Annotated in this window: 24 protein-coding genes; 10 read left to right on the top strand and 14 right to left on the bottom strand. The window is 68.4% G+C overall.

Going from position 1 to position 26,342, the window contains the following annotated elements; all coding sequences use genetic code 11:
- The first annotated feature begins 81 nt into the window (after positions 1–81).
- Positions 82–3,420, top strand: a complete 3,339-nt coding sequence (locus N8A90_RS19610) for an autotransporter outer membrane beta-barrel domain-containing protein (RefSeq protein ID WP_262076707.1) — start codon at positions 82–84, stop codon at positions 3,418–3,420.
- On the opposite strand, the gene N8A90_RS19605 is transcribed toward N8A90_RS19610, so the two are convergent.
- From N8A90_RS19605 to N8A90_RS19575, 7 genes are all read right to left on the bottom strand, one after another.
- Positions 3,404–4,378, bottom strand: coding sequence for a threonine dehydratase (locus tag N8A90_RS19605; RefSeq protein WP_262076751.1), 975 nt, complete (start codon positions 4,376–4,378; stop codon positions 3,404–3,406). The genes N8A90_RS19610 and N8A90_RS19605 overlap by 17 nt on opposite strands.
- Before the next feature lie 29 nt (positions 4,379–4,407).
- Entirely contained in the window at positions 4,408–5,100 is a 693-nt protein-coding gene (locus N8A90_RS19600) for a VOC family protein (protein ID WP_262076706.1), read from the bottom strand.
- Between the two features lie 12 nt (positions 5,101–5,112).
- Complete coding sequence (locus N8A90_RS19595) at positions 5,113–6,024, bottom strand: PhzF family phenazine biosynthesis protein (RefSeq protein ID WP_262076705.1); 912 nt, start codon at positions 6,022–6,024, stop codon at positions 5,113–5,115.
- 10 nt (positions 6,025–6,034) lie between these two features.
- A complete protein-coding gene (locus tag N8A90_RS19590) occupies positions 6,035–6,676 on the bottom strand; it encodes a glutathione S-transferase family protein (RefSeq protein WP_262076704.1) in 642 nt (213 codons plus the stop codon).
- A gap of 11 nt (positions 6,677–6,687) precedes the next feature.
- Positions 6,688–7,902: a PLP-dependent aminotransferase family protein gene (locus N8A90_RS19585; protein WP_262076703.1), complete on the bottom strand. Its 1,215-nt coding sequence runs from the start codon at positions 7,900–7,902 to the stop codon at positions 6,688–6,690.
- A gap of 70 nt (positions 7,903–7,972) precedes the next feature.
- Positions 7,973–8,905, bottom strand: coding sequence for a DMT family transporter (locus tag N8A90_RS19580; RefSeq protein ID WP_262076702.1), 933 nt, complete (start codon positions 8,903–8,905; stop codon positions 7,973–7,975).
- A complete protein-coding gene (locus N8A90_RS19575; RefSeq protein WP_262076701.1) occupies positions 8,902–9,501 on the bottom strand; it encodes a LysE family translocator in 600 nt (199 codons plus the stop codon). Before N8A90_RS19575 ends, N8A90_RS19580 begins: the two co-directional genes overlap by 4 nt.
- Positions 9,502–9,598: 97 nt before the next feature.
- Here N8A90_RS19575 and N8A90_RS19570 point away from each other — a divergent pair, with 97 nt between their 5' ends.
- Positions 9,599–11,008 carry a PLP-dependent aminotransferase family protein gene (locus tag N8A90_RS19570; protein ID WP_262076700.1) on the top strand — a complete coding sequence of 470 codons (1,410 nt, stop codon included), beginning with the start codon at positions 9,599–9,601 and terminating at the stop codon, positions 11,006–11,008.
- Here N8A90_RS19570 and N8A90_RS19565 read toward each other — a convergent pair whose 3' ends face one another.
- Positions 11,009–12,133 (bottom strand): ABC transporter substrate-binding protein, encoded by a 1,125-nt coding sequence (locus tag N8A90_RS19565; RefSeq protein WP_262076699.1) that lies wholly within the window; start codon positions 12,131–12,133, stop codon positions 11,009–11,011. It abuts the gene before it with no gap.
- A gap of 58 nt (positions 12,134–12,191) precedes the next feature.
- Between N8A90_RS19565 and N8A90_RS19560 the strand changes: the two genes are divergently transcribed.
- Positions 12,192–14,279, top strand: a complete 2,088-nt coding sequence (locus N8A90_RS19560; protein WP_262076698.1) for a molybdopterin-dependent oxidoreductase — start codon at positions 12,192–12,194, stop codon at positions 14,277–14,279.
- On the top strand, positions 14,269–15,402 hold the full coding sequence (locus N8A90_RS19555) for an aminopeptidase (RefSeq protein WP_410087714.1): 1,134 nt from the start codon (positions 14,269–14,271) through the stop codon (positions 15,400–15,402). Before N8A90_RS19560 ends, N8A90_RS19555 begins: the two co-directional genes overlap by 11 nt.
- On the opposite strand, the gene N8A90_RS19550 is transcribed toward N8A90_RS19555, so the two are convergent.
- The 6 genes from N8A90_RS19550 to N8A90_RS19525 all read right to left on the bottom strand — a co-directional run bounded on the left by N8A90_RS19550 (position 15,388) and on the right by N8A90_RS19525 (position 20,411).
- Positions 15,388–15,645 (bottom strand): acyl-CoA-binding protein, encoded by a 258-nt coding sequence (locus tag N8A90_RS19550; protein WP_262076697.1) that lies wholly within the window; start codon positions 15,643–15,645, stop codon positions 15,388–15,390. The genes N8A90_RS19555 and N8A90_RS19550 overlap by 15 nt on opposite strands.
- Before the next feature lie 41 nt (positions 15,646–15,686).
- Positions 15,687–16,523: a hypothetical protein gene (locus tag N8A90_RS19545; RefSeq protein ID WP_262076695.1), complete on the bottom strand. Its 837-nt coding sequence runs from the start codon at positions 16,521–16,523 to the stop codon at positions 15,687–15,689.
- A 41-nt stretch (positions 16,524–16,564) separates the two neighbouring features.
- Positions 16,565–17,239, bottom strand: a complete 675-nt coding sequence (locus N8A90_RS19540) for a TetR/AcrR family transcriptional regulator (protein ID WP_262076693.1) — start codon at positions 17,237–17,239, stop codon at positions 16,565–16,567.
- A 97-nt stretch (positions 17,240–17,336) separates the two neighbouring features.
- A complete protein-coding gene (locus N8A90_RS19535) occupies positions 17,337–17,831 on the bottom strand; it encodes a phasin family protein (RefSeq protein WP_262076691.1) in 495 nt (164 codons plus the stop codon).
- A gap of 10 nt (positions 17,832–17,841) precedes the next feature.
- Positions 17,842–18,966 (bottom strand): GDP-mannose 4,6-dehydratase, encoded by a 1,125-nt coding sequence (gene gmd, locus N8A90_RS19530; protein WP_262076689.1) that lies wholly within the window; start codon positions 18,964–18,966, stop codon positions 17,842–17,844.
- Between the two features lie 8 nt (positions 18,967–18,974).
- Positions 18,975–20,411, bottom strand: a complete 1,437-nt coding sequence (locus tag N8A90_RS19525; RefSeq protein ID WP_262076688.1) for a mannose-1-phosphate guanylyltransferase/mannose-6-phosphate isomerase — start codon at positions 20,409–20,411, stop codon at positions 18,975–18,977.
- A gap of 323 nt (positions 20,412–20,734) precedes the next feature.
- Here N8A90_RS19525 and rfbB point away from each other — a divergent pair, with 323 nt between their 5' ends.
- The 6 genes from rfbB to N8A90_RS19495 are packed head-to-tail and all read left to right on the top strand — an operon-like array spanning position 20,735 to position 26,213.
- Positions 20,735–21,814, top strand: coding sequence for a dTDP-glucose 4,6-dehydratase (rfbB, locus tag N8A90_RS19520; protein WP_262076687.1), 1,080 nt, complete (start codon positions 20,735–20,737; stop codon positions 21,812–21,814).
- Positions 21,811–22,704, top strand: coding sequence for a dTDP-4-dehydrorhamnose reductase (rfbD, locus tag N8A90_RS19515; RefSeq protein ID WP_262076686.1), 894 nt, complete (start codon positions 21,811–21,813; stop codon positions 22,702–22,704). The genes rfbB and rfbD overlap by 4 nt, the downstream gene beginning before the upstream one ends.
- Positions 22,705–22,719: 15 nt before the next feature.
- Positions 22,720–23,607 (top strand): glucose-1-phosphate thymidylyltransferase RfbA, encoded by an 888-nt coding sequence (gene rfbA, locus N8A90_RS19510; RefSeq protein ID WP_262076684.1) that lies wholly within the window; start codon positions 22,720–22,722, stop codon positions 23,605–23,607.
- A complete protein-coding gene (gene rfbC, locus N8A90_RS19505) occupies positions 23,604–24,152 on the top strand; it encodes a dTDP-4-dehydrorhamnose 3,5-epimerase (protein WP_262076683.1) in 549 nt (182 codons plus the stop codon). Before rfbA ends, rfbC begins: the two co-directional genes overlap by 4 nt.
- Complete coding sequence (locus N8A90_RS19500; RefSeq protein ID WP_262076682.1) at positions 24,149–25,000, top strand: ABC transporter permease; 852 nt, start codon at positions 24,149–24,151, stop codon at positions 24,998–25,000. The genes rfbC and N8A90_RS19500 overlap by 4 nt, the downstream gene beginning before the upstream one ends.
- Positions 24,990–26,213: an ABC transporter ATP-binding protein gene (locus N8A90_RS19495; RefSeq protein WP_262076681.1), complete on the top strand. Its 1,224-nt coding sequence runs from the start codon at positions 24,990–24,992 to the stop codon at positions 26,211–26,213. Before N8A90_RS19500 ends, N8A90_RS19495 begins: the two co-directional genes overlap by 11 nt.
- Positions 26,214–26,342 lie beyond the last annotated feature (129 nt).

Here is a 26,342-nt window from a genome sequence, read left to right as displayed (position 1 = left end):
TGAAAGAATTGAGCACTTTCGTATAACAGTGCTCAGCGGTTCTTGCACCGTGCTAGGGCGCACATCAGAGAAGAGTCTACCGTGAACAAGTCCTATCGCAGTGTCTGGAACCACGCCCTCGGCGCCTGGGTCGCCGTGTCCGAAGTCGATCGTGCGCGTGGCGGTGGCCGCGGCGCCTCCATCGTGGTGCTCGCTGCCGCACTCCTGACCACCGGCGCCGCCGTGGCGCAGACGGTCTACCCCGCCGGGAGCAACAACACCACGGGCCTCACGCTGGCAACCGGCAACACCGACCTGGAAGTGACCGCATCGGGCAGCACGGCGACGCAGTCCGGCGTGATCGACGGCGCCGGGGGCTTCACCAAGACCGGCGACGGCTTGCTGGTGCTCGGCAACCGGGTGTCTGCAGGCGGCCCCGTCGCCAACACCTACACCGGCGGCACCACGCTGCAGAGCGGTGCGCTCGAGGTGACCGCCAACGACTCACTGGGCACCGGCACGCTGACCATCAACGGCGGCATGCTGCGCGGCGGCGTCACGCTGGCGAACGACGTGGTGGTCAACGGCAACTTCTCGGTCGACCCGCTCGACACGCGCGCCGATTCGATGCCGACCTCGCGCGAGAACGGCCTCACGCTCAACGGCAACGTGGCGCTGAACACCGATGCGACCATCAGCTTCGGCGGCCCGTCCTCCGTGGCCTACCTGCTAACGCTGGGCGGCGTGGTATCGGGCAACCACGGCATCACCTTCGAAGCGCCCTTTTCCAGCCAGTACTGGGGCGACGTCGACATGGTCGGCAACCAGTCCAATACCTATACCGGCCTGACCACCGTGCGGGGGCGCATGGTTCTGGTGCTGCGGCGCACCGGTGGCGCCACTTCGATCCAGGGGGATCTGCTGGTGGAGCCCAACGCCACGGTGGCCCTGCGCGAGAACGAGCAGATCGCCGACACCTCGACCGTGACGGTGAACAGCCCCTTCGGCCCGACCATCGGCGGCATCACGCTGCCCGGACTGGCGTTCGTCTCGCCGAATCTTGTGGAAACCATCGGCGCCCTCTACGGTACCGGCACGATCGGGCTCGGCTCGAGCACCCTGCGCACCGGCGCGGGCGACTTCTCGGGCGTGATCTCCGACGGTTTGGTCGCCGGCGGCAACGGCACCATGGTCAAGTACGGCGCCGGCGTCCTCACGCTGTCGGGCGCCAACACCTACGCCGGCGGCACCCGCGTCGAAGGCGGCACGCTGCGCGTCGCCAACAACAGCGCGGTCGGCACCGGTGGCGTTTCGCTGGCCGGCGGCACCACGCTAGCCTACGACGGCACCCGCATGAGCGATCTCGCGAACGCCCTCACGCTGACCGGCCATGCGGCGCTCAACGTCGCGAACGGCGATGTGCGCCAGAGCGGCGCCATCGGTGAAAGCGGCGGCAGCCAGTCGCTGACCAAGACCGGTGCCGGCACGCTCGAACTCACGGCCGCCAACAGCTACAGCGGCGGCACGGCCATCCAGGGCGGCGTGCTCGACATGAACGGCGCCAGCGCGCTGGGCAGCGGTGCGGTGCAGGTCGACGCCGGCGCCGGCCTGCGCATGAGCAACGCGGCCACGCTGGCCACGCAGGCCGTGACCAGCCAGGGCAACGTCGACGTGTCGAACGTCACGGCCGCAACGGCCATCGGCTCGCTCAGCGGCAACGGCGACGTGCTGCTCGGCGCCCGTACCCTCACGGTCGGGGGCCTGAATGCCAACGACACGATCGGCGGCGTGATCCAGGACGGCGGCGTGGCCGGTGGCACGGGCGGCAACGTCGTCAAGATCGGCACCGGCACGCTGACGCTGACCGGCGCCAACAGCTACACCGGCACCACCACCGTCGCCAGCGGCACACTGCTGGCCGGTGCCGCCAACACGCTGAGCGCGGCGTCGGCCCACAGCGTGGCCGCAGGCGCCACGCTCGACCTGGCCGGCGCGAGCCAGACCGTGGCTTCACTCGCCAACAGCGGCACCGTGTCGCTCGTCGGCAGCACGCCCGGCACGCGGCTGACCGTCACCGGCGCCTACGTCGGCAACAACGGCACGCTGCGCCTGGGCACTGCGCTCGGCGACAGCAGCAGCGCGACCGACCGGCTGGTGCTCAATGGCGCCGCCGCCAGCGCCAGCGGCCGCACCACCATGCAGGTCGTCAACCTCGGCGGCCTGGGCGCCCAGACCACGGGCAACGGCATCGAGGTCGTGAGCGCGCTCAACGGCGCGACCACCACCGCGCAGACCACCAAGAGCGCCTTCACCCTGGCTGGCGGCCACGTCGACGCCGGCGCCTTCGAATACACGCTGCACGCGGCCGACGCGAGCGGCGCCGGCGACAACTGGTACCTGCGTTCGGAGACCACCGTGCCCGCGCCGACGCCGGTGGTCACGCCCAACGCACCGAGCGCACCGAGCGCGCCCGCCGTCACCGTGCCGACCTACCGCGCCGAAGTCCCGCTCTTCGCCGCGCTGCCGCAGCAACTGCGCCAGGCCGACTGGGCCATGCTCGGCAACCTGCACCAGCGCATGGGCGACGAGCCGGTGGCCGGCGCCGCCAGCACCGGCGCGCGCAATGCCTGGGGCCGTGTCATCAGCACCGGCATCGAGGTCAAGCAGCAGGGCGACACCTCGCCGGACAGCAAGGGCCGCCTCGACGGCTTCCAGGTTGGCACCGACCTGTGGGCCGACGGCAACTGGCACGCCGGCATCTACGTCGGCCAGCTCGACGGCGACATCAGTGTGAACGGCTTCGCCCGCGGCGTGTACGGCGGCGTCGGCCGCAACGACCTGCGCTCGCGCTACCTCGGCGCCTATGCGACCTGGTACGGCGCCAACGGCTTCTACGCCGACGCCGTGCTGCAGGCCGGCGACCACCGCTACACCGTGCAGCCGCAAGGCAACGCCTTCGCATCGGGCAAGGGCGACAGCCAGACCGCGTCCATCGAAGTCGGCCAGTCGCTCGCACTGGGCCAGGGCTGGACGATCGAGCCGCAGCTGCAGCTCATCTACCAGCGCGTCGACCTCGACGACGTGTCGATCTCCGGCGCCCGCGTGCAGCAGGACAGCGACAACGGCTGGGTCGCTCGTGCCGGCGTGCGGGTGAAGGGCGAGATGAGCACCTCGCTCGGCGCCCTGCAACCCTACGCTCGCCTGAACCTGTACCGCGCTTCGAGCGGCACCGACATCGCGCGCTTCGTCGGCCCGGCAGCGACCACCGACATCGCCACGCGCACCGGCGGCACCTGGGGCGAAGTGGCCGGCGGCATGACGCTGGCCCTGAACCCGACCTGGAGCGTCTACGGCGAAGTCGGCCAGATGTTCGCCGTCGGCGGCGACGCCCGCATCAAGAGCGGCGTGCAGGGATCGATCGGCGTCAAGGCGCGCTGGTAAGCACCCGGGCGTAGACGGCGGCGTCGACATTGCCGCCGGTCACGGCGATGCCGACCGTCCGGCCGGCCCAGCGCTCGCGCTGCTGCAGCGCGGCCGCCAGCGCCGCGGCGCCCGCACCTTCGGCCACGTTGTGGGTGTCGGTGAAGAGGATGCGCATCGCGGCGGCCACCTCGTCGTCGCTCACCGCGACCACGTCGTCGGCCTCGCGCAGCAGCACCTCGACCGATTCGGGCACCGGCGTGCGGCAGGCCATGCCGTCGGCCAGCAAGGTGGTCACCGGCGCTTCCATCGCACGACCCGCGCGGAAGGAGTCGCGGTACGCGGTGGCGTGCGAAGACACCACGCCGACGAGTTTCGTGCGCACGTCGCAGTGCCGTCGCGCGGCGGCCGCGGCCGCGAAGCCCGACCCGAGGCCGATGGGCACGAACAGCACGTCGGGCACCTCGCCCGCACGTTTCAGCGCCTCGAAGAATTCCACGTAGGCCGTCGCGACGCCGCGCACCAGGTCGCGTGCGAAAGAGGGCACGCGGTGCAGGCCCTGCTCGGCGGCGAGCACCGCGGCGTGCTCGCTGGCGGCCTGGAAGTCATCGCCGTGCTCGACGAGCTGCACGCCGAGCGCGCGCATCGCGGCGTTCTTCTCGACCGAGTTGCCATGCGGCACCACGATGGTCGCCGCCAGCCCGTGGCGCGCCGCCGCGAAGCCGATCGACTGGCCATGGTTGCCGCGCGTGGCGCTCACCACCCGGCGTACCTCGGGGCGCTCGCGCGCCAGCGCTTCCATGTAGGTCAGCCCGCCGCGCACCTTGAAGGCGCCCAGCGGCGTGTGGTTCTCATGCTTGGCCCACAGCCGGCAGCCCAGCCGTGCACCGAGTTGCGGCCAGGCGTACTGCGGCGTGGGGGGCATGGCTGCGTAGACGGTGCGCTGCGCGGCCTCGATCTCTTCGCGGGTGAAGTTCATGCGGGGTTCGGCGGCGGCGAGCATGGAGGTCAGATCCCTGTCGATTCGAGCGTGACCGGTCCACGCGGTGTCTGCAGCACGGCCACGAGGTTGGGCGGGCCGGCCTCCACCGGCACCTGCGCCAACTCCAGGACCGCGTGTGCGGCCTGCAGCATGTCGGGCCGGGGATGCGTCGCGTGCAGGCCGGTCAGCGTGACGCCCGACGCGGGCATCGTGTCGGTCGGGTGCACCGGCCCCCACTCGATCACCGTGGGCAGCGCGCCGTACAGCAGGCGCTGGCCGTCGTCGCGCACGCTGATCTTCCAGTCGAGCCGGCCGGCCGCCGTGTCGCGCGACGCCTCGATGAGCGCGCCGCGGTCGATCGGCGTCGGCCCCGCCGCGAGCGCCTGCAGCGCCGCAGCGGCATCGGGCACGCGGGCGACGAAGTGGATCAGCCGCGGCCCATGCTGCGCGAGTTCGGCCTGCAGTGCCGCGTCGTCGAGGTCGAACCAGCGCGCCAGTCCGGCGGGGCGTGTCGGTTGCTTCGCCGGATCGATCGCGAGGATCTCCAGGTAGGCCTGGGGAAAGGTGTCGGATGCCACCGAGATCAGCCGGTTGTGCGTGCCCATCAGCGGGTGCGCACCACCAGGCCCGGGCGTCACGCCCAGCGTGGCTTCGCACCACGCCACGCCCTCGCCGAGCGTGCGGGCGGCGATGACGAGGTGGTCGATCTGTGCGGACATGCGCCGGCTCCCTCAGAGGTGCACGCTGCCTTCGATGCAGGTCACGGCATCGCCGCCGACCCACACCTGGCCGTCGGCGTCGCGTTCGATGTGCACCCGTCCGTCGCGGCCCATGCACTGGCCCTGGCCGGCGACGTAGCGCTCGGGCACGTGGCCGTCGGCGATGAGCCACTGCGCGACGCTGGCGTTGAAGCTGCCGGTGACCGGGTCTTCCTCGACGCCGATGGGCGCCGCGAAGGCGCGCACCTCGAGGCCGACCGGCGCGGGCTGCCCGCGGGCGCCGAAGGCGCGCGCTTCGCGGTTCGAGCGGCCGATGAGCGCAGGCGCCTCGTCCGCCGTGTTCGGCACCGCGGCCACGCCGACCTTCTGCCGCAGTTCCTTCAGTGCACGGTGGTCCGGCTTGAGCGCCAGCACCGTGTCGACGTCGTCGAGCAGCAGCCCCATCCACACCGGCCCGTTGTCGAGCATCTGCGCCCCGCGGATCTGCGCCGCCTTCAGGCCGAGCGCGGCGGCCACCCGCGCCAGCACGCTCGGGCTCGGCGCGCTGCGCGTCACCGGTGGCGCGGCAAAGGCGAGCCGCTCGCCGTCGCGGCGGATCGGCACCAGGCCGACGGCGCTCTGCTGCACGATGCGGTCGCCCGACTTCGGTCGGCCACCGGCACGCAGCCACGCATGGCAACTGCCGATGGTCGGGTGCCCGGCGAAGGGCAGCTCGCTGCCGGGCGTGAAGATGCGCACGCGGTAGTCCGCGGCCGGGTCGGTCGGCGGCAGCAGGAAAGTCGTTTCCGACAGGTTGGTCCACTGCGCGAGGCGCTGCAGCTCGGCGTCGTCCAGGCCCGTGCCGTCGAGCACCACCGCGAGCGGGTTGCCGCGGTAGGGGACGGCGGTGAACACGTCGACTTGTTGGAAAGGGCGGGTCTTCATCTTCGTCACGTCATTCAAGGGGAAGGTCGAGCACGCCGCGCGCGGCGGAACGTGCCTTCAGGTCGGCGAACCAGCGCTCGACGTTGGGCCAGGCCGGCCGGGTGTACTCGGCCGGCGGCAGGCCGAACCAGCGGTGCGCCTCGCAGCCGACCGGGATGTCGGCCATGGTGAACGCGTCGCCGAGCATGAAGGCCCGCGTGGCCAGGTGCGCGTCGAGCAGCGCGAACAGCGGCTCGGTGGCGGTCACCGAGCGGTCGATCACCGCGGCGTCGCGCTCGGCCGCGGGCGTGCGGATCCACTGCTTGAAGGCGCCGGCGCTCACCGGGTTCAGCGCGGTCTGCTGCCAGTCCATCCAGCGCTCGGCGTCGAAGCGTTCGTACAGCGGCTCGGGGTAGAGCGTGCCCGACGCATGCTTCGCGCACAGGTAGCGCACGATCACGTTCGACTCCCACAGCACCACGCGCGCCTCGCCCTCGCCGTCGTCGATGCAGGGCACCATCGCGTTCGGGTTGAGCGCTTGGTACTCGGGCGTCTGCACCACGCCGAACTTGCCGCCGGCCTCGGTGCGCTGGAAGTCGAGCCCGAGCTCCTGCGCGCACCACACCACCTTGCGCACGTTGATCGAGCTGATGCGGCCCCAGATGTTGAGCATGGGTCGCTCCTTCAGGTGGCGGCCAGCTCGCGCTGCACCTTGGCGGCGGCATCGTGCGCCAGTTGCTCGCGCAACGTGGCGGCCAGCGCGGCGATGGCGGTGTCGATCTCTTCGACGCTGGCGGTCACGAAGGACAGGCGCAGCGTGCGCGGGTCGCCCTGGCCGTCGGCATAGAAGGGCGCGCCGGGCACGAAGGCCACGCCGCGCTCAACCGCTTTCGGCAGCAGCTTCACGGTGTCGATGCCTTCGGGCAGGCGGGCCCACATGAACATGCCGCCGATGGGCGCGTTGAACGTCACGTCCAGGCCCTCCATCTCGCGCGTCAGCGCGGCGGCCATGGCGTCGCGCTGGCGCTTGTACAGCGCGCGGATGGTCGGCACGTGGCGCGACAGGAAGCCGTCCTTCATCACCTCGACCACCATGCGCTGCGTGAAGATCGGCGTGTGCAGGTCGACCGCCTGCTTGGCCTGCAGCAGCTTCGGGTAGATCGCCTTCGGCGCCACCAGGAAGCCCAGGCGCAGGCCCGGCGCCAGCACCTTCGAGAAGGAGCCCAGGTAGATGCAGCCATCGGGGTTGCGCGCGGTCAACGGCAGCGGCGGCGCTTCGTCGAACCACAGGTCGCCGTAGGGGTTGTCTTCGATGATCGGCAGGTTGGCGGCAGCCGCGGCGGCCGACACGGCGGCGCGGCGCGCCTCGCTCATGGTGCGGCCGGTCGGGTTCTGGAAGTTGGGGAGCAGGTAGATGAAGCGTGCGTCCTTCGACTTCGCGATGAGGTCGTCCACGATCACGCCCTCGTCGTCGCTCGCCACGCTCACCGGCGTCGGCTCCATCGGCGAGAAGGCCTGCAGCGCGCCGAGGTAGGTCGGCGTCTCGACCAGCACGCGGCTGCCCGGGTCGATCAGCACCTTGGCCACCAGGTCGAGGCCCTGCTGCGAGCCGGTGGTGATCAGCACCTGCGCCGGGTCGACGTTCCATGGCAGCATGTCGGCCACCGCCTGGCGCAGCGGGCCGTAGCCTTCGCTCGCGGCGTACTGCAGCGCGGCCGCGCCGTCGTTGGCCAGCACATGGGCGCAGGCGTCGGCGAAGGCGCTGATCGGGAAGGTCTTGGGCGAGGGCAGGCCGCCGGCCAGGCTGATGATGCCGGGCTGGTCGGTCACCTTGAGGATCTCGCGCAGCACTGAGGGGTTCATCTTCTCGGCGCGGGCGGCCATCTTCCATGTCGTCATGATTTTTCCTGGAGGCGAGGGGAGGGTTGTGGTGGTCGTTGTCGGAGCAGGAACCGAAAAGTGTGCCGCGTCAGCGCGGGCCCTGCGAGAGTTTCTTGCCGATCAGCACGGTGGCGACCACGGCGAGCGCGAAGCCCAGCGTGACCGCATCGAGCGGCTCGCCCAGCAGCGGCACGGCGGCGAGGATGGACAGGAAGGGTTGCAGCAACTGGGCCTGGCTCACCCGCAGCGCGCCGCCCATGGCGAGGCCGCGGTACCAGGCGAAGAAGGCGATCCACATCGAAAAGACGCCGACATAGGCCAGGCCGGCCCAGGCCGTCCATGCGACCGGCTGCGACGGCCAGGTGAGCAGGGCGCCGGGCAGCGTCACCGGCAGCGCCATCACGCAGACCCAGCAGATCACCCGCTCGGCGCCGAGCGCGGGCGTGACCTGTGCGCCGTAGATGTAGCCGAACGAGGCTGCGAGCACCGCGCCTACCAGCAGCAGGTCGGCCCACTCGAAGCCGAAGCCATGGCCCTGCTGCCAGGCACGCAGCAGCGAGAAGGCGACGACCAGCCCGCTGCCGACCACGGCGCAGACCCAGAAGCCCAGGCGCGCGCGCTGGTGCAGCACCCAGGCCGCGATGGCGGCGGTGGCCAGCGGCAGCAGGGCGGTCACCACCGCCGCGTGGCTGGCGGTCACGGCGCGCAGCGCGAAGCCGAGCAGCAGCGGGTAGCCGATCACATTGCCGAGCACCGCCATGCCCAGCGGCTTCCACTGGTGGCGCTCGGGGCGCGGCGCGCGCGTGGCGAGCAGGAACAGGATCGACAGCGCTCCGGCCAGCGCCGCGCGGCCGAGCGTCATGAACCAGGGCGAGAGCTGCGGCGCGGCCTGTGTGCCGGTGGCCAGCCGCGTCATCGGCAGCGTGACCGCGAAGAGCGCCACGCCGAGCACACCCAGCCACATGCCCAGCGTTTCGCGGCGCATGCCGAGGGGGCGGTCTTCCAGGGGCACGGCGCTCATGCTCTCACCATCCACGCCGCCGTGAGCACGAGCAGCACCGCCATCGCGCGGTTGAACCACAGCAGCCGGCGCCCGGTGGCCAGCCAGCCGCGCAGCAGCGACCCGGCCAAGGCGTAGACGAAGTTGCTGACGAAGGCATAGACCAGCATCACCGGTGCGACGATGGCGAAGCGGTGCAGCGCGTCGGGATGCCCGGCGATCCAGCCGCCCACCAGCGTGAGCGCCAGCAGCCAGGCCTTCACGTTGAGGAACTGGAGCATCACGCCCTGGCCGAAGCCGACCCGCACCGAGTCGTCGCCGGTCTGGCCGAGCGCGCCGCTGCGGCTGAGCCTGAAGGCCAGCCACAGCAGGTAGGCGATGCCGAGCGCCTTGATCACCCACTTGAGTGCCGGCGCGGCCATCACCAGGGCGCCGACGCCGGCGGCGCAGAGCGCCAGCAGCAACGACCAGCCGATCGGCACCGCCAGCACGAAGCGCATCGCGCGCGGCAGGCCGCCGTTGGCGCCGAGCGTGGTGGACAGCGTGGTGTTGGGCCCGGGCGAGAAACTCATCGCCGCGGCCATCACCAGCAGCGCCGTGAATTCTTGCCAGTTCATGGGACACACTCTAGACTGATGACCATTACAGTGCCAATACAGTTCCGCAGACAAAGATGCCGACTGTGTCGGTCGAATGCACGACACAGAACCCCGCATGCTGACACGAACCTCCACCCAGTCCCTGACCAGCCAGCTGGCCGAGCGCTTTGCCGAGCGCATCCGCACCCGGCTGCTGGCGCCCGGTGCGCGCCTGCCGTCGGTGCGCGAATGCGCGCGGCAGCAGGGCGTGAGCCCGCACACCGTGGTGGCGGCCTACGACCAGCTGCTGGCGCAGGGCCTGGTCGAGGCGCGGCGCCAGCGCGGCTTCTTCGTGCGCGACGCGGCGCCGGCGCTGGAAGCACGGCCTGCGCGCGACGGTGTGCCGGCGAACATCTCGCGGGTGGGCGGCGTGCCGGCCGATGCCAGCTCGCTCATCCGCGGCATGTTCCACCGCCAGAGCGACAAGCCGCAGCCCGGCATGGGCGTGTTCCCGCCCGACTGGATGGATTCGACCTTCATGCCGACCTCGCTGCGGCGCCTGACCGGCACCCGCGCGCTGCAGGAGATCTCGCTGCAGTACGGCGAGCCGGCCGGCGACGGCGCGCTGCGCCGCAGCCTGTCGCAGAAGCTCGTGGGCATCAACATCCCGGCGGCGCCCGAGCAGATCCTCACCACCATCGGTGCCACGCACGCGCTCGACATCGTGAGCCGCACGCTGCTGCGCGCCGGCGACCCGGTGATGGTCGAGGAGCCGGGCTGGGCCATCGAGTTCGCCCGGCTCGAAGCGCTGGGCATGCGCATCCTGCCGGTGCCGCGGCGCGCCGACGGGCCCGACCTGGCGGTGATGGCGCAGTACTGCGAAACGCACAAGCCCAAGCTCTTCGTCAGCGTGAGCGTGCTGCACAACCCGACCGGCTACAGCCTGTCGCCGGGCAGCGCGCACCGGGTGCTGCAGCTGGCCAACCAGCACGACTTCCATATCGTCGAGGACGACACCTACAGCCATCTCGCGCCCGAGCACGCCACGCGGCTGTGCGTGCTCGACGGCCTGCAGCGCACCATCTACGTGAGCGGTTTCGCGAAGATCCTCGCGCCCAACTGGCGCATCGGGTTTCTCGCCGCGGCGCCGCAGGTGTTCGGCCGCCTGCTGGAGACCAAGCTGCTGGCCACGCTCACCACGCCGGCCTTGTTCGAGCGGGCGCTGGCCTGGTGCATCGACCAGGGCCAGCTGCGCCGGCACGCCGAGCGCGTGCGTCTGCGGCTCGACGGCGCGCGCTCGCGCACGGTGAAGCTGGCGCTGGCGCACGGCTGCCGCTTCGAGTCGGAGCCGGCGGGGCTGTTCGGCTGGGTCGACACCGGCGTCGACACCGACGCGCTGACCCAGCGCATGCTCGACGAGGGCTACCTGCTGGCGCCCGGCTCGCTGTTTCACGCGCGCCGGCCGCCGAGCACGCTGATGCGCATCAACTTCGCGACGGCGCAGGATGCGGCCTTCTGGAAGGTGTTCGCCAGGGTGCGGGGCTGATCAGGTGCGGATGCGCCCGTCGCCCGTGATCATCGACAGCTCGACGAACTTCGACGCCACATGGTTCTTCGGCGAGAAGGACACCTCGAAGCCGCCGAACTGCTGGCGGTCGATGCTCTCCAGGCCCTGGATCAGCCCGTCGCGGCTGAGCTTGCCCGGCGCGCGGCGCAGGCCCTCGGTCAGCACCTTGGCCGCGAGATAGCCTTCCATGCTCGAGAAGTTCGGCTTGGTGGCGCCGCCGGATTTCTTCGCGACGTCGCTGAATTCGCGCGTGATCGCGTTGGCCGGGCTGTACGGCGACGGCACCACCTGCGTGACCACCACGCCCGCGCCGTCCTTGCCGAGCGCGTCCGCCAGGGCCTGCGTGCCGACGAAGGACACGTTGTAGAAGGTGCCGCCGTAGCCGGCCTTGCGGGCTTCACGGATGAAGGCGGCGCAGGAGTTGTAGGCACTGACCTGGATCACCGCGTCGGGCTTGGCGGCGGTGATCGTCTTCACCGCGGCGGCCACGTCGACCGAGTTGCGCTCCACCGTCGCCAGCGCGGCGGGCTTGAGGTCCAGCTGCGCCAGCGCCAGCGTGGCGCCGTCCAGGCCGGCCTTGCCGTAGGCGTCGTTCTGGTAGAAGACCGCGATCTTCTTCAGGCCCAGGTTGGTCAGCTGCTTGACGATCAGCGCGGTCTCGTCGTTGTACGAGGCGCGCAGGTGGAACACGTTGCGGTGGAAGGGCTCGCGCAGCGCCATGGCGCCGGTGAAGGGCGCGACGAAGGGCACCCGGTCCTTCACGGCCAGCGGCAGCGCCGCCAGGCTGGTCGGCGTGCCGATGTAGCCGAACAGCGCGAAGGCGTCTTCGGCGATCAGCTTCTGCGTGTTGGCGACGGTGCGGTCGGGCTCGTAGCCGTCGTCGAGGAACCTGATCTCGACGTCGCGGTGGCCCGGCAAGGCGTTGTACTGGTCGAGGTAGAGCTTGGCGCCCTGGTAGAACTGGATGCCCAACTGCGCGGCCGGCCCGCTGAAGGGCGCGGATTGGCCGAGCACGATCGGCGCCTCGCTTTGCGCGCGCGCCAGCTGGAAACCACCGAGTGCGGCCGCACCGGCCGCCATCGAAAAATGCCTGCGATTGATCATAGGTCGAACCTCCGCGCGTGCTCGCGCCAACAACAAGGACTGGAACTAGACTCGGCCGATGGTCGCTGCCACCGCTTCTTCTTCGACGTCTCCCACCCCCTCGGTCACCGTGCTGGGCGCCTGTCCGCACGACTGTCCCGACACCTGCGCGCTGGTCACCACCGTGCAGGACGGCCAGGCCGTCAAGCTGCAGGGCAACCCGGACCATCGGCACACGGGCGGCGTGCTGTGCACCAAGGTGTCCCGCTACCTCGAGCGGACGGCGCACCCCGATCGGCTGCTCTACCCGATGAAGCGCGTCGGCCCCAAGGGCGCCGGGCAGTTCGAGCGCGTCAGCTGGGACACCGCGCTCGACGACATCGCACGCCGGTTGCAGAATCTAACCGAAAGTAACAGTTCAGAAACGATTTTGCCCTACAGCTACGCCGGCACCATGGGTTTGGTGCAGGGCGAATCGATGGATCGTCGTTTTTTCCACAAGCTCGGCGCGTCGCTGCTGGACCGCACGATCTGCTCCACCGCCGGCGGCGAGGCCCTGAGCCTGACCCTGGGCGGCAAGGTGGGCATGCGGGTCGAGTTCTTCGCCGAGTCGAAGCTGATCCTCATCTGGGGCAGCAACTCGATCGCCAGCAACCTGCACTTCTGGCGCCACGCGCAGGCGGCCCGGCGCGCCGGCGCGAAGCTGGTGTGCATCGACCCCCGCAAGACCGAAACCGCCGACAAGTGCGACGCGCACATCGCGCTGCTGCCGGGCACCGACGGCGCGCTGGCGCTGGCGTTGATGCACGAGCTGATCGTCCACGACTGGCTCGACCACGACTACATCGCGCGCCACACCGTCGGCTGGGACGCGCTGCGCGAGCGCGCCCTGCAATGGCCGCCGGCCCGCGCCGCCGCGGTGTGCGGCGTGCCCGAGGCGCAGATCGTGGCGCTGGCCCGCGACTACGGGCAGACGAAGCCTGCCGCCATCCGCCTGAACTACGGCATGCAGCGGGTGCACGGCGGCGGCAATGCGGCGCGCGCCATCGCCTGCCTGCCGGCGCTGGTCGGCGCCTGGCGGCATCGTGCGGGCGGCCTGCTGCTGAGCAGCTCGGGGCTGTACCCGGTCGACCGCGCCGCGCTGCAGCGGCCCGACCTGCTGGCCGGACGCCGGCCGCGCACCATCAACATGAGCTGCATCGGCGATGCGCTCACCGGTGACGCGCCCGCGCTGTCGAACGGGCCTCCGGTGAAGGCGGTCGTGGTCTACAACAGCAACCCGGTCGCCGTGGCGCCGGAGTCGGGCAAGGTCGCCGCCGGCTTCGCGCGCGAGGACCTGTTCACCGTGGTGCTCGAGCAGTTCCGCACCGACACGGCCGACTACGCCGACTACCTGCTGCCGGCCACGGTGCAGATCGAGCACTGGGACATCCACACCAGCTACGGTCACACCGACGTGCTGCTCAACCGCCCGGCCGTGGCGCCGCGAGGCGAGGCGCGCAGCAACGCCTGGGTGTTCCGCGAGCTGGCACGTCGCATGGGCTTCGACGAGCCCTGCTTTTCGGACGACGACGAGGCCCTGTGCGCCGCCGCCTTTGCGCCCGGTGCGATCGATGTCGCGCAGCTGCACCGCGACGGTTTCACCACGCTGCGCCTGCCCGACGCGCCCTACGCCGAGGGCAACTTCCCGACCCCCTCGGGCCGCTGCGAATTCTTCAGCGAACGCCTCGCCGCCCAGGGCCAGGACGGTCTGCCCGACCATGTGCCGAACCACGAGGCGGTGGGCAGCTCGGCGCAGTTCCCGCTCGCGATGATCTCGCCGCCGGCGCGCAACTTCCTCAACTCCACCTTCGTCAACGTGACCAGCCTGCGCGCCATCGAGGGCGAGCCGCTGCTGGAGATCCACGCCGACGACGCGGCCGCCCGCGGCATCGTCGACGGCGCGATGGTGCGCGTGTTCAACCAGCGCGGCGAGCACCGCTGCCGCGCCGAGGTATCGCGCCGCGCGCGGCCGGGCGTGGTGCACGGCATGGGCATCTGGTGGCGCAAGCTGGGCTTCGACGGCACCAACGTCAACCAGCTCACCAGCCAGCGCCTGACCGACATCGGGCGGGGACCGACCTTTTACGACTGCCTGGTCCAAGTCGAGCCAAGCGATGCTGGCTGAGGCGATGGCACGGCGCGTTGCCGCCGTCTTCGTGCTGCTGGCGACCGGTCTGCTCGCCGGCTGCGCCGACCTCGGCTACTACTGGCAGTCGGCCAGCGGCCACATTGGCGTGATGCGCGCGGCGCGGCCGGTGCCGCAGTGGCTCGACGACCCGGCCACGCCCGCGGCGCTCAAGGCCAAGCTCGAACTCACCCAGCGCATCCGCCGCTTCGCCGTGACCGAGCTGCACCTGCCGGACAACCCCAGCTACACCGGCTACGCCGACCTGCACCGCAACGCGGCGGTCTGGAACGTGGTGGCCGCGCCGCCGTATTCGCTGACGCTCGAGACCTGGTGCTTTCCCGTGGCGGGCTGTGTCGGCTACCGCGGCTACTACGACGAGGCGCAGGCGAAGGCCGAGGCCGACGCCCAGCGTGCGCAGGGGCGGGAAGCCGCCGTCTACCCGGTGCCGGCGTATTCGACGCTGGGCTGGCTCAACTGGGCCGGCGGCGACCCGCTGCTGAGCACCTTCATCGGCTACCCCGAGGGCGAGCTGGCACGGCTGATCTTCCACGAGCTGTCGCACCAGCTGCTCTACGTGTCGGGCGATACGCTCTTCAACGAATCCTTCGCCACCGCGGTCGAGCGCATCGGCGGCGCCCGCTGGCTCGCGACCGAGGCTGGCGAGGCGGCGCGCGCCGAGTACGCGCAGTACGACGCGCGGCGCCAGCAGTTCCGCGCGCTCACCTTCGCCACGCGGCGGCGGCTGCAGGCGGTCTACACCTCGCCGCAGGCCAAGGCGAAGGACTGGGCGGCGGTGGAGGCGATGAAGCGCGAGGCGATGGACGCCTTCCGCGCCGACTTCGCGGCGCTGCGCAAGGGCTGGCCGCCGCAGCGCCAGGCGGCCTACGACGCCTGGGCCGCGCGGGCCAACAACGCCACCTTCGGCGCGCAGGCGGCCTACGACGACCTGGTGCCTGGCTTCGAGGCGCTGTTCGAGCGCGAGGGCCGCGACTGGCCGCGCTTCTATGCGGCCGTCAGGAAGCTCGCGGCGTTGCCGAAGGACGAGCGCCACGCCGCGCTGCAGGGCGTGGCCCCGCCGACCCACACCGCGCGGGCAGCGCAGCCTTCAGCCGCGCAGTGAGTCGATCAGTTCGACGTACTTCTGCTTCGCCTCGTCCGCCGACAGGCCCTTCTGCGCGGTCCACGCGTCCCACTTGGCGCGCGCCACCACGTCGCTGAAGCTCGGCCGCTTGGCGGCGTTGTCGCCTTCGGTGGCCTGTTTGAACAGGCCGTAGATCTTCAGCAGCGTCGGGTTGTCCGGGCGTTCGGGCAACAGCTGGGCGTTGGCCTGGGCGGCCTCGAAAAGGGAGTTCAGGTCGGACATGGGCGGGCGTTGGCGAAAGGGCTGGGCATCTTAAGCGAGCCCTAATCCGTCAGGCCGGCCCGAGCGAGTTCGACGTCCAGGCGCTCGCGCGCATCGGCCGGCACGACGGCCGCCGCCTTCTCGTAGAGCCGAGTGGCCTCGGGCAGGCGCCCGTCGCCTTCGAGCATCAGCAGGCCGCGCGCGTATTCCATCCAGCCGCTGGCCGACGAGGGGTTCAAGGCCAGCCCGCGCTCGAACAGCGCGACCGCGGCTTCGGCGCGCACGCCATAGGTCATGCAGCCGACCAGCGCGCCGACCTTGTCGATCACCTCGGCATGGAAGGCGCCCAGCGCGATGTAGGCATCGGCGTGTTGCGGCTCCAGCGCGATCACGCGCTCCAGCACCGTCTTGACCTTGGTGCCCAGCCCCTGCGCCAGCGCACGGGCCACGCTGATGCCCTGGGCATAGCGGCCCAGCGCATAGGCTTCCCAGAAAAGCGCGTGGGCGTTGCCCGGCTCGGCGGCGGCGTGCCCCGCGGCGCGCTCGGCCACCTGCAGGAAGAGCGCCAGGCGCACCGTCTCGCGCGGCTCGAGGTAGTTGGCGTAGATCGCGGTCGCCTGGTTGGCCAGCATCAGGCCGTCGGTGCCGAGCTGCAGGCCGATGGCGGCGGCACGTTCGAACTCGCCGTTGTGATAGCAGACCCAGCCGTCGGCCAGCGGCCCCGGCTCGGGCGGGGCCAGCGGGTTGCCGGCATGCAGGCGCGGCCAGGCGGCGAGCAGGCGCTGCGTATCGAAGCGCGGCAGGTCGGCATAGGGCAGCGGTGCCCATCGGCCGGCCTGCGCGGTCGGCGCATGGCAGCCGGGCGGGAGCAGCGACACGGGACGCATATCGGGAGTCATGGCGTCTTGCTCCTGGTGTGGGGCGGGTGGGTCGGGATCGATCAGGCGGCCAGCGCCAGATCGTCGCGCTCGTAGGCGCTGCTGAGCGTCAGAAGATGCCGCCGCTGCTCGGGAGCGAGGTAGGGCGCCATCAGGTGCAGCGTGTGGTGCGCGCCGCGCATCAGCGCGCTCTGCGCATGGGCCGGCTCGAGCGCCTCGCGCGGGTTGCGCACGTACTCGTAGCTCAGCCAGTAGGTCAGCACCACCACCATGCTCTGCGCCAGCGTGTCGACCTCGCGCGGGTCGATGCCCAGGTGGCCCGCGGCGTCCAGCCCGGCCAGCAGCGTCCGGATGGCCGCCGCCTTCTTCTGCAGCACCAGCTGGAATTGCGTCTCGAGATGGCGGTTGTTGCTCAGCAGGTCGTTCAGGTCGCGATAGAGGAAGCGGTAGCGCCACAGCAGCTCGAACAGGCTGTGCATGAAGAACCAGGCATCTTCCACGTCGTGCACGCCTTCGCTCGCATGCAGCAGTTCGTCCAGCTCCGCCTCGTACTGGCTGTAGAGCCGGTTGATCAGCTCATCCTTGGCCGGGTAGTGGTAGTAGAGATTGCCGGGGCTGATGTTCAGTTCGCCGGCCACGAGCGTGGTCGACACGTTCGGCTCGCCGAAGCGATTGAACAGGTCGAGCGCTGCTTCGAGGATGCGCTCGGCAGTGCGGCGCGGCGCCTTCTTGGCCATGTGGAAGCCCCGGTTGTCTCTTGGGGGCCACTCTAGCGCAAAGGGGGGCGTGTGCGCATGCGGGTCGTGCCCCCGGATCAGGGTCGCAGGGGCCGGATCAGGGTTTGTCTGCACGCGGCGCACGGCGGCGCGATGGCTTCGCGGCCTTGGCGGCTGCAGCACCGGCCTTGGCCGAACCGCGGCTCGGCGGCTTGCGCGACGCTGCCGCCGCGGGCTTCTGCGTGGCCAGCCGTGCCTCGAGCTCTTCGACGCGAGCCCGCAGCGCTGCGACTTCGGCGGCCGACGGAACGCCCAGGTGTTCCAGCGCCCGTGCCACCCGTTCCTCGAAAATGTTCTCCAGCTTCCCGAAGCCGCCGCTGGCCTTCGCGCCGAACTCGCTGGCCAGCCCGGCCATGCGGGTCTGGGCCTGGCTCAGCGTTTCTTCGGCCGCCTGCTGCGTCTTCTTCTGAAGACCGGCGCCGTCCTTCACCAGCGCCTCGAAGGCCTTGCTGCCCTCCTGCTGCATCTTGGCGAAGGCCCCGAGCCCGGCCAGCCAGATCTGCTGCGCCGAGTCCTTGATGGGGTCCTTGGACTTGTCGTCCTGGGTGGCCATGGGGGTGCCTTCAGTGTTCGCGGCTGACCGCTACGCTGTAGCCGTGTTTCTTGAGCAGCGAATGCTGGCGCGCGGCCTCGAGGTCGTTGGCGACCATCTCGCTGATCATCTCGTCCAGCGTGATCTCGGGGATCCAGCCCAGGTCCTGCTTGGCCAGGGCCGGGTCGCCCAGCAGCGTCTCGACTTCGGCCGGGCGGAAGTAGCGCGGGTCGACCGACACGATCACGTCGCCTGGCTTCACGCCCGGCGCGTCGGTGCCCTCGATGCTGCGCACCACGGCCTTCTCTTCGACGCCTGTGCCGACGAAGTCGAGCGTGATGCCGAGTTCGGCCGCCGTCTTGCGCACGAAGTCGCGCACGCTGTACTGCACGCCGGTGGCGATCACGTAGTCCTTGGCTTCGCCCTGCTGCAGCATCATCCATTGCATGCGGACGTAGTCCTTGGCATGGCCCCAGTCGCGCAGCGCATCGAGGTTGCCGACGAACAGGCACTGCTCCAGGCCCTGGGCGATGTTGCAGATGCCGCGGGTGATCTTGCGCGTCACGAAAGTCTCGCCGCGCCGCGGGCTTTCGTGGTTGAACAGGATGCCGTTGCAGGCGTACATGCCGTACGCCTCGCGGTAGTTCTTGGTGATCCAGTAGGCGTAGAGCTTGGCCACGCCGTAGGGGCTGCGCGGGTAGAAGGGCGTGCTCTCGCGCTGGGGGATCTCCTGCACCAGGCCGTACAGCTCGCTGGTGCTGGCCTGGTAGAAGCGGGTCTTGTCCTGCATGCCGAGCAGGCGCACCGCCTCAAGCAGGCGCAGGGTGCCGATCGCGTCGACGTCGGCCGTGTATTCGGGCGCCTCGAAGCTCACCGCCACGTGGCTCTGTGCGCCAAGGTTGTAGATCTCGTCGGGCTGCACCTGCTGCACGATGCGCGTCAGGTTGCTGGTGTCCGTCAGGTCGCCATAGTGCAGGTGCAGCTTGCGGTTCCTTTCGTGCGGGTCCTGGTACAGGTGGTCGATGCGTTCGGTGTTGAACGACGAGGCGCGGCGCTTGATGCCGTGGACCTCGTAGCCCTTCTCCAGCAGAAATTCGGCGAGGTAGGAGCCGTCCTGGCCGGTGATGCCGGTGATGAGTGCTTTCTTTGCGGTCATGGCTAACGTTATTTTGTTTTTGCGGTGATAGGGGTGACACGGCCGTAGGTGTCGTCGAATCGGACGATGTCGTCCTCTCCGAGGTAGCCGCCGGACTGCACCTCGATCACTTCGAGCATGATCTTTCCGGGGTTCTCCAGCCGGTGCACGGCGCCCAGGGGAATATAGACCGACTCGTTCTCGCGCACGAGGATCGTCTCGTCGTCGCGCGTCACCTTGGCGGTGCCCTTGACCACCACCCAGTGTTCCGCGCGGTGGTGGTGCATCTGCAGCGACAGCTTGGCGCCCGGCTTGACCGTCAGCCGCTTGACCTGGAAACGCTCTGCAGCGTCGACGCTGTCGTAGGCGCCCCATGGGCGTGCGACGCGGCGGTGCTCGGTCGCTTCGAGGCGGCCTTCTCGGTTGAGCATGGCGACCACGTCCTTCACCTGTTCGGCGCAGGCGGTGCTGGCGACCAGCAGGGCGTCTTGCGTGTCCACGATGATCAGGTCTTCGGTGCCCAGGGCGACCACGGGGCGGATCGGCGCGTGCACGAAGGTGTTGCGCGCATTCAGGGCGCTGGCCATGCCGCTGAGCCGGTTGCCGTCTTCATTGGCCGGGTACAGGTTGGCCACGGCGTTCCAGCTGCCCACGTCGCTCCAGGCGCCGGCGAACGGAATCACGGCGATGTGGGCGTGTTTTTCGAGCACGGCGTAGTCGATGCTGTCGCTGCGGCAGGCCTCGAAGGCTTCGCGGTTCAGGCGCACGAAGCTGCCGTCGACGTCCGGTGCGTTGGTCGCTTGCTGGCAGGCGGCCAGGATGTCCGGCGCGTGCTGGCGCAGCGCGTCGATCAGCACACGCGCCTGCACCAGGAAAATGCCGGCGTTCCAGAAGTAGCCGCCCTTGAGCAGCAGAGCCTGCGCCACCTCGGCGGTCGGCTTCTCGACGAAGCGCACCACTGCGCGCCCGGCGCCATCGACTGCACCGGCCAGCGCCGCGCCGGACTCGATGTAGCCATAGGCCGTGCTGGGGAAGCTCGGCACCACGCCGAAGGTCACGATGTGGCCTGCCAGCGCCGCGTCGACGCCGTTTCGCACCGTCTGGGCGAAGAGGGCGGCGTCCGGGATGTGGTGATCGGCCGGCGCGAAGAGCAGCAGGTCGTCGGCGTCCGCGAGCAGGGCGGCTGCAGCCATCGCGGCCGCGGTGTTGCGCGCCACCGGTTCGAGGATCTGCTTGCCCTGGACTTTGGCGGCGTCCAACGCCTCTTGCACCAGAAACCGGTGCTCGTCCGACGCCACGCAGCAGATGTCGCTGTTCAGTTCGCGCAGCCGCTCCAGGGTGAGCTGGAGCAGGCTCTTGTTGTCGATCAGCGGCGCGAACTGCTTGGGCAACGCCTTGCGCGAAAGCGGCCAAAGCCGGGTGCCGCTGCCGCCGCACAGGACGACAGGATGAATGGTGATGGTCATTGTGTGAGCCTGGGCTCGCAGGCCCTGGAAACGCCGGACGGGATCGCGGGGGTCACGATGCATCCGATGGCAGGATTAAAACTAAAGCAAACAGACTGTAGCGCGAGATTGTTTCCAATCGTGTTGACTTTTATGGTGGGGAACCATCGCTTTGTGGCTTTCTGCGCGAATCCTAATGCCTGAATCACCCTGAATGCTCTCCGTTTCGCTTGGAAGCACACTTCGGCTGCCCACATCGGCACGCAGTCATCCAGCCGTCACAGCCCATGGATAATCCCACAGGCCCTCACAAGGGTGCCCCAAATTAATCACCGACCTCCCACATGATCCTCGTCACCGGCGGCGCCGGCTTCATCGGCGCCAACTTCGTACTCGACTGGCTCGCGCAGCACGACGAGCCCATCGTCAATCTCGACAAGTTGACCTATGCCGGCAACCGGGAGACGCTGGCGTCTCTCGCGGGAGACGCCCGTCATGTGTTCGTCCAGGGCGATATCGGCGACAGCGCACTGGTTGACCGCCTGCTGGCCGAGCACCGACCCCGAGCCGTCGTCAACTTCGCCGCGGAGTCGCATGTGGATCGTTCCATCCACGGGCCCGAGGACTTCGTTCAGACGAACGTGCTGGGGACGTTCCGGCTGCTGGAGTCGGTGCGCGGTTACTGGAACTCGCTGCCCCCCGCGGAAAAAAATGCCTTCCGCTTCCTGCATGTGTCGACGGACGAGGTGTACGGATCGCTGTCGGCCACCGACCCGGCGTTCACCGAAGAGAACAAGTACGAGCCCAACAGCCCCTACTCGGCCAGCAAGGCGGCCAGCGACCACATGGTGCGCGCCTGGCACCACACCTACGGGCTGCCGGTGGTGACCACGAACTGCTCGAACAACTACGGCCCCTACCACTTCCCCGAGAAGCTGATCCCCTTGATGATCGTCAACGCCCTGGCCGGCAAGCCCTTGCCGGTGTACGGCGACGGCATGCAGGTGCGCGATTGGCTCTACGTGAAGGACCACTGCAGCGCCATCCGCCGCGTGCTCCAGGACGGCCGGCTCGGTGAGACCTACAACGTCGGCGGCTGGAACGAGAAACCCAACATCGAGATCGTCAACACCGTGTGCGCGTTGCTCGACGAGTTGCGTCCGCGCACCGACGGCAAGAGCTACCGCGAACAGATCAGCTACGTGACCGACCGCCCCGGCCATGACCGGCGCTACGCCATCGACGCGCGCAAGCTCGAACGCGAGCTGGGCTGGAAGCCGGCCGAGACCTTCGACACCGGGATCCGCAAGACGGTCGAGTGGTACCTGGCCAACGGCGAGTGGGTGGCCAACGTGCAAAGCGGGGCCTACCGCGACTGGGTGCAGAAGCAATATGAGGCGCCTTCGGCGACGACGCGCGCATGAAGCTGCTGCTGCTGGGAAAGGGCGGGCAGGTCGGTTGGGAGCTGCAGCGCAGCCTGGCACCGCTGGGCGAGTTGGTCGCCCTCGATTTCGACAGCGCCGAGCTCCATGCCGACTTCAGCCGGCCTGAGCTGCTGGCCGACACCGTCCGCAAGGTTCGCCCAGACGTGATCGTGAACGCCTCGGCGCACACCGCCGTCGACAAGGCCGAAAGCGAACCCGAGTTCGCGCGCACGCTCAACGCCACGTCGCCAGGCGTCGTGGCCCAGGCCGCCCATGAGGTCGGCGCGCTGATGGTCCATTACTCGACCGACTACGTCTTCGACGGCAGCGGCAGCGCGCCGCGAACGGAAGACGACCCGACGGGCCCGCTGAGCGTCTACGGGCGAACCAAGTTGGAAGGCGAGCAGCTGGTCGCGCAGGCCTGCCCGCGGCATCTCATCTTTCGCACCAGCTGGGTCTACGCCGCACGCGGCGGCAACTTCGCCAAGACCATGCTGCGCCTGGCCAAGGAGCGCGAGCGGCTCACCGTGATCGACGACCAGTTCGGTGCGCCGACCGGCGCTGAGCTGCTGGCCGACGTGACGGCGCACGCGATTCGCGCTACCTTGACCGATCCCGGGAAGGCGGGCCTGTATCACCTGGTCGCAGGCGGTGAAACCACCTGGCACGGCTACGCACGCTTCGTGATCGAGCACGCCCGCGCGGCCGGCGTCGACATCAAGGTCGCGGCCGACGCGATCGCCCCGGTGCCCACCACCGACTTCCCGACGCCGGCCCAGCGGCCACTCAACTCGCGGCTGAACACCACCAAGCTGCAGTCGGCCTTCGGGCTGGTGCTGCCAGCGTGGCAGACGGGCGTGGCCCGGATGCTGCAAGAAACTCTCGGATAACAAGGGACATCACGAATGACAAAACGCAAGGGAATCATCCTGGCCGGTGGCTCCGGCACCCGACTGCACCCGGCCACGCTGGCCATGAGCAAGCAATTGCTGCCGGTGTACGACAAGCCCATGATCTATTACCCCCTGAGCACGCTGATGCTCGGCGGCATGCGCGACATCCTCATCATCAGCACGCCGCAGGACACGCCGCGCTTTCAGCAATTGCTGGGCGACGGCAGCCAGTGGGGCATGAACCTTCAGTACGCGGTGCAGCCCAGTCCGGACGGGCTGGCGCAGGCGTTCCTGATCGGCGAGGACTTTCTTGCGGGGGCGCCGAGCGCGCTGGTGCTGGGCGACAACCTGTTCTACGGCCACGACTTCGCGCAACTGCTCTCAGACGCAGATGCGCAGCCTTCCGGTGCCACGGTCTTCGCCTATCACGTGCAGGATCCGGAGCGCTACGGCGTGGTCGCGTTCGACATCGGTGGTAGGGCCAGCAGCATCGAAGAGAAGCCCACCCACCCCAAGAGCAGCTACGCCGTGACGGGCCTGTACTTCTATGACAACCAGGTCGTCGACATCGCCAAGGCCGTCAAGCCTAGCGCGCGCGGCGAACTGGAGATCACCGCCGTCAACCAGGCCTACCTGGACGCCGGCGCGCTCAACGTGCAGATCATGCAGCGTGGCTATGCGTGGCTGGACACCGGCACGCATGAAAGTCTGCTGGAGGCAGGGCAGTTCATCGCCACGCTGGAGCATCGACAAGGCTTGAAGATCGCCTGCCCTGAAGAGATTGCTTGGCGCGCCGGCTTCATCGACACCGAGCAGCTTCGCAAGCTGGCTGCGCCGCTGCAGAAGAATGGTTACGGCAAGTACCTGAACCATCTGCTGGCAGAGGGCGTGCGCGCATGAAGGCCACGCCCACCGCCATCTCCGACGTGATCGTCATCGAGCCGAAGGTGTTCGGTGATGCGCGGGGCTTTTTCTACGAGAGCTTTAACCAAAACGCCTTCAACCAGGCCACCGGGCTGGAAGTTGTGTTTGTGCAGGACAACCACAGCCGCAGCAGCAAAGGCGTGCTGCGTGGCCTGCACTATCAGCTGCCGCCGCACGCTCAGGGCAAGCTCGTCCGCGTCACCCGAGGCGCCGTGTTCGACGTGGCGGTGGACATCCGCAAGTCGTCGCCGACCTTTGGTAAATGGGTGGGCGAGGAACTGAGCGAGGCAAACAGCCGCCAGATGTGGATTCCGCCAGGGTTTGCGCATGGCTTCCTGGTGTTGAGCGATACGGCAGATTTTTTGTACAAGACGACGAACTATTACGCAGCCACGCATGAGCGGTCCATTGCTTGGAGCGATCCTTCGCTGGGAATTCAATGGCCTTGCGAGGGCGAGCCTGTGCTGTCGCAGAAGGATCAGTCCAGCCCCATGCTGACGGCCGCCGAGCTATTCGAATGACCCATTCTTCCGTGGTGATCGACCCCCATGCCGCACAGCCCACGTCTCTCACGGCGCTTGTGCGGAGTATTCGGCAGCATCGCCAGTTGATCGTGCAGATGACCCGGCGGGAGGTGGTGGGCCGCTACAAGGGGTCATTCCTGGGCATGGCCTGGTCCCTGTTCAATCCCATCTTGATGCTGGTGGTCTACACCTTCGTCTTCTCGGTGGCGTTCAAGGCGCGTTGGGGGGGGGGGGGCGAAGAGGGCAAAGCGCAGTTTGCGTTGGTGCTTTTCGTGGGCCTGATGGTCCATGGCCTGTTGGCCGAAGTGCTGAATCGTGCGCCTACGCTGGTGTTGGGCAACGTCAATCTCGTCAAGAAGGTCATCTTTCCGCTGGAAATCCTGCCGTTGATTGGCGTTCTTGCTGCCTTATTTCACCTTGCAATCAGCCTTGGCGTGCTGATGGTCGCCGTCGTCATCTTCAGCGGTTCGTTGCATTGGACCGTCGTCTTTGTTCCGCTGGTGCTGGTGCCGTTGATCGTGCTGGCGTGTGGCCTCGCCTGGATGCTTGCTTCGCTGGGCGTCTATTTGCGTGACGTCGGGCAGACGATGGGGATTCTTACCGCGGCGATGATGTTCCTTTCTCCCGTTTTCTATCCCCTGTCGGCTTTGCCGGAGGGTATTCGTGGATGGCTGTTTCTCAACCCGACAACGTTCATCATCGAGCAGGCCCGCGGGCTGCTGATCTGGGGTAAATCACCGGACTGGGTGGGGCTCGGGGTATACACGCTCGTCGCCATCGGCGTCGCCTGGATGGGCTATTTCTGGTTTCAGAAGACACGCAAAGGATTTGCCGATGTCCTCTGAAATCGCCATCCGGGTTTCCGGACTGAGTAAGTGCTACCAGATATACGACAGTCCACGTGATCGGCTCAAGCAATTTTTCCGCTCTTCGCGTCTTGCCGGCCGTGGCGGGAAAAATTACTTTCGCGAGTTTTGGGCGCTGCGTGACATCTCGTTCGAGGTGAAGAAGGGCGAAGTCATCGGCATTCTCGGGCGCAACGGCAGCGGGAAGTCCACTTTGCTGCAGCTGATCTGCGGAACGCTTACCCCGACAGCCGGGCGGGTCGAAACCAGAGGTCGAATTGCCGCGCTGCTCGAGCTCGGATCCGGGTTCAACCCAGAATTCACCGGGCGGGAGAACGTTTATCTGAACGGGGCTGTGCTCGGATTGACCAGGGAGGAAATGGAGTCCCGCTTTGCAGCCATCGAAGCGTTCGCCGACATCGGTGAATTCATCGATCAAGCGGTCAAGACTTACTCGAGCGGCATGATGGTTCGCTTGGCCTTCTCAGTTGCAGTGCACGTGCAACCAGACATTCTGGTCGTGGACGAAGCATTGAGCGTCGGAGACATCGCGTTTCGCAACAAGTGCATGGAGTTCATCCAGCGCCTTGTGGCAGACGGCGTCACGATCTTGTTTGTGACCCACGATCTGGGAACGCTTCAGCTGCTGTGTTCCAGGGTGGTCTGGCTCAGTCATGGTGAGATGATCGACAGCGGTGACCCGATCAGGATCGCGCAGGACTACTACGTCAGTAGTCTGCCTACCCAAGGGCCAGGTTCGGCTGTTAGCGGCGCCAAGGTGCTGCCGCAGCAGAACACGGGGAAGGCCCAGTTTGTGGACATCTCTCTCTCGGGCGGCGAAGGCGGAAGGTTCATGCTGGGTGAGCCGTTCCGACTGGGGTTTTCCGTCAGAGCGTTGGCAGACCTTCCAAAGTTGGTCTTCGCTGTCAGCATCTATCGAGCGGATGGGGATTGGGTGATCGGGCAGACCAGCCGCGAAGACCAGGTTTTCTGGAACGAAGTCCCGCAGGGTCAGGTGTGTCGCGGCTACTTGGATTTCCGTGCTCTTTGTTTGGTGCCCGGCGACTATTTGATTTCGGTCGCGGCATACAACGAAGACTTTTCCGTCTGTTTTGCCATGACGGATTTGTGCTCACCGTTCTCGGTTCGCTCAAGCTACCCCACATGGGGCAAGTTTCATCATCCCTGTGCCTGGATCACGGGTTCTGAGTAGCGTATCTGTTTAGCAAGGAATTGACCTGTGGTTGCCGTCATGAATGATCATCGTTGTCCCGTTTGCCTGCGGGGTGACACTCTGTTCGATCTATGTGAAGTCGATGCGTACCGAATTTTCGGGTGCGGG

The sequence above is a fragment of the Variovorax sp. N23 genome (assembly GCF_025486315.1).
In the GTDB taxonomy this organism is placed as follows: Bacteria; Pseudomonadota; Gammaproteobacteria; order Burkholderiales; family Burkholderiaceae_C; genus Variovorax.
This window is presented reverse-complemented; position numbering and strand designations above follow the sequence as displayed.